This is a genomic window from uncultured Mailhella sp. (assembly GCF_944324575.1).
Lineage (GTDB): Bacteria > Desulfobacterota > Desulfovibrionia > Desulfovibrionales > Desulfovibrionaceae > Mailhella.
The window spans coordinates 1-3,440 of sequence record NZ_CALUWV010000151.1 but is presented as its reverse complement, the minus strand read 5'-3'; the positions used below and the strand labels follow the sequence as shown (position 1 = coordinate 3,440).

Here is a 3,440-nt window from a genome sequence, read left to right as displayed (position 1 = left end):
CCCCCGCGCCCCTCGGTTCCGTCGTCGGGCTGCGCCTGCCGACAGACGGGAGTCTTGAGAGCGTTGCGCCCGGTCTCACGGTTCCGCCTTCCTTTTCAGGCGCGGCCCTTGACGCTGCGTGCTGAGGCGAGTACCGTCAAAATAGTGTAAATTCGACGATACTGCCTGCCCGTGACCGCTTTTTGCCCTGCAGAAAAGGGAGAAATCTGCGTTCTCGGGCAGCACGCAGAAGAACATTCAAGTGGTCCACAGTTCCCTGTTGCCATGGAACGTGCCGCCCGGAGGAAAACATGAAGCTGAACCTTATGTATGAGATGAACACCAGGCAGATTCAGGATGTCGTTCGGAAAACGGACATAGCCTTTCTTCCCGTGGGGCCCACGGAGGTTCATTCTCAGCATCTTCCCGTGGGCACCGACATTGAAAGCGCGCTCGACGTGTGTGAGCGTGCGGCCGCAAAGCTGGCGGACCTCGGCATTGAAACGCTCATCGCGCCGCCTGTGAACTATGCGCTCGCCGAGGCGGCGAACTGCTTTGTCGGAAACATGACCCTGCGCTATGAAACCGTGGTCGCCGTGGTGGAAGACGTGTGTGCCGGGCTCGGCAGATGGGGATTTCGGCGCATCTTCGTCATGTGCGGTCATGCGGAGCCGCGCAACGCGCAGGCACTCAGGGAAGCGGCGGAAAACGCCATGAGACGCGATCCGAGCCTTCAGGTCGTGGTGTCCGACTGGCTGCTCGGCTCGGGCATTCAGGAGCTTCTGCAGTGCGAATACCCGCAATGGGATCTTCATGCCGGCGAAAGCGAAACCGCGCTCATGCTCAATCGTCGCCCCGATCTTGTGGACACCGAGATTCTGAAAACGCTTGAGCCCAACTGGGAAGGGGAATTTCTGTTCGAGAGACTGGCCGGAGGCAACGACTTCATAGGCTGCCGCGCGCCTCTGGCCTATTTCGGCGATCCGCGCACAGCCACGGCCGAAATCGGGGAAAAGGTGTACGAGCGCTACGCCGATCACGTGGTGGAAGAAGTGCTGAACAGCCGGGATCGTCACGCCGTCCGGCAGTGACGGGCGAGGGCCCGTCCCCCGGGAAAAGCCGGAAAGCTCGCGGACGCGGCCGCCCGCCGGGCCTCCTGCCCCGGGCAGGGCGAGGCTCCGCGCGGCCGCAGCCCGGAAAACTGCGCATGATGACGGGAGAGCGGGGAGAAGTCCCCGCTCTTTTCCTGCATCCCGACACGGATCCTGCATGAATGACCCGGACTCGTCCGTAAAAAACGTTGAAGAGCGGCGTATAATCTGTTAGTCTCGTCAGAATGTGAAGAGTCTCTTGTCGGGGTGCAAGTGAAGCGTCTTTCACTTTCACCCCTTGCGCGTCCTTTTGCCACAGGCGGCGGGACTGCGTGTTGTTTTCCGCGCTTTTTTCGGAAAGCGCCAGCTCTCTGGGGGATGTATGGAACCTTATTATGCTGGGTGGATGTCGCTTTTGCCACCCGTTACGGCCATTGTGCTCGCGCTCATCACCAAGGAAGTGATTTCCTCTCTGCTCATAGGCATTCTGACCGGCACGTTTATCTATTCCGTGGGCACGGGTGCGGACTTTCTGGTCATGAACACCATTGAGTCGGCCTTTGCCATCATGGGCAAGCGCCTCAACTTCGACATCGTGATGTTCTGCTCGGCGCTCGGCGCGCTGGTGTACGTCATTTCCATGGCGGGCGGCTCCCGCGCCTACGGCCGCTGGGCCACCTCGCGCATCAAGAGCCGCCGCACGGCCATGCTGTCCACCTGCGGACTCGGCGGTCTCATCTTCATCGACGACTATTTCAACTGCCTCACCGTGGGCACCGTCATGAAGCCCGTCACCGACACCTACAAGATTTCCCGCGCCAAGCTCGCCTACATCATCGACGCCACGGCCGCGCCCGTGTGCATCATCGCGCCCATTTCCAGCTGGGCCGCCGCCGTGGGCAGCAACCTGAAGTCCACCGGCGCGTTCGACAGCGAAATTGCGGCCTTCATTGCGGCCATTCCCTACAACTTCTATTCCCTGCTTTCCCTTACCCTCGTGGTGCTGCTGTGCCTCTTCAAGTGGGACTTCGGCCCCATGCGCGCGGCGGAAAGGCGTGCGGAGCAGGGCGACCTCGGCGTCATGGCGCAGAAGTCGGAAATAGGTCTTGAAACCAAGAACGGCCACGTGTTCGACATGCTCATTCCCATAGGCAGCCTCATCGTCTTCGCCGTGCTTGCCATGATGTACAGCGGCGGCTACTGGGGTTCCGATCCGGCCTATCATGAGTTCCGTGCCGCGCTCGGCAACTGCAACGCTTCGCCCGCGCTGGTGTGGGCTTCCTTCGGCGGTCTTGTCGTGGCGCTGCTTCTCTACGTTCCCCGCCGTCTCATGAGCCTTACCGAGTTCATGCACGGCGCCGTGGAAGGCATGAAGGCCATGCTCACCGCCAACCTCATTCTCGTGCTCGCCTGGGGCATCAGCGGCGTGTGCCAGGACATGCTTCAGACCAACAAGTTCGTGGAATCGCTGGTGACGAGCGGCAACATGGTGGGCGGCATGCTGCCCTTCCTCATTTTCATCATTGCGGGCTTCCTCAGCTTCTCCACCGGCACGGCCTGGGGTTCCTTCGGCATCCTCATTCCGCTGGTGGTTCCCGTGGCGCAGGCCCTCTGTCCTGAGCTTCTCGTGGTGTCCCTTTCCGCCACGCTGGCGGGCAGCGTGTTCGGCGACCATTGTTCACCCATTTCCGACACCACCATTCTGTCCAGCGCCGGCGCGGGATGCAGTCACATAGAGCACGTGTCCACGCAGCTTCCCTACGCGCTTCTTGCCGCAGGCTGCAGCGCCGTGGGCTATCTCGTGGCGGGCTTCGTCAGCTCCAGCCCCTGGGTCTGCCTGCTCGTGAGCGGCGCGCTCCTCGTGGTGTTCCTGCTCATTCTGAACGCCCTGCACAACAGAAGGGATGCCGCGGCCGCCTGAGCGCGCTTTTGAAAAAGGCCCTTGAAAAAATCCTTCGGATGCCATGCGCCGTCAGACGTCCTTCGTCCGAAAAAGCATGAAGAAATCCCCGCCGGAGAGTTCCGCGCGGGGATTTTTTTCAGCCTTGAAGCGAATGCTGCCCCTTGCGGAACAGGGCATAAATGCGGGGAGAGTCTTCAGGAAAGATGCCTGCCGTCTGGCGGAAGAAAAAAGCCGGGAGAAGGTGCGGTCGAACGAGAGCGCAGGGCACGAATCCGTCGGCTGCGGACAGGGACTGGCGGCAAGGCGCGAGGGCAAGAGACGAGGGAACCGCGTGCCGTGAAGGGCTTGTCATGCGCTTTGCCTGGAGAGGACGGGAACTGCGGCGGCACGGGGGAAGCGTCTGCCGCCCATGAAAAAAGCCCTTCGATCGGAAGGGCTTTGCGGGCCCGCACCCGGTCTGTGTCTCC

The 3,440-nt window shown here is 61.5% G+C and carries 2 protein-coding genes; both read left to right on the top strand.

Annotated features, from left to right (window positions below):
- The first annotated feature begins 290 nt into the window (after window positions 1–290).
- A complete protein-coding gene (locus Q0J81_RS10860; RefSeq protein ID WP_294447851.1) occupies window positions 291–1,070 on the top strand; it encodes a creatininase family protein in 780 nt (259 codons plus the stop codon).
- A 382-nt stretch (window positions 1,071–1,452) separates the two neighbouring features.
- The gene (locus tag Q0J81_RS10855; RefSeq protein ID WP_294447849.1) at window positions 1,453–2,991 is read left to right on the top strand and encodes a Na+/H+ antiporter NhaC family protein; all 1,539 of its coding nucleotides are present in this window, start codon (window positions 1,453–1,455) and stop codon (window positions 2,989–2,991) included.
- Window positions 2,992–3,440 lie beyond the last annotated feature (449 nt).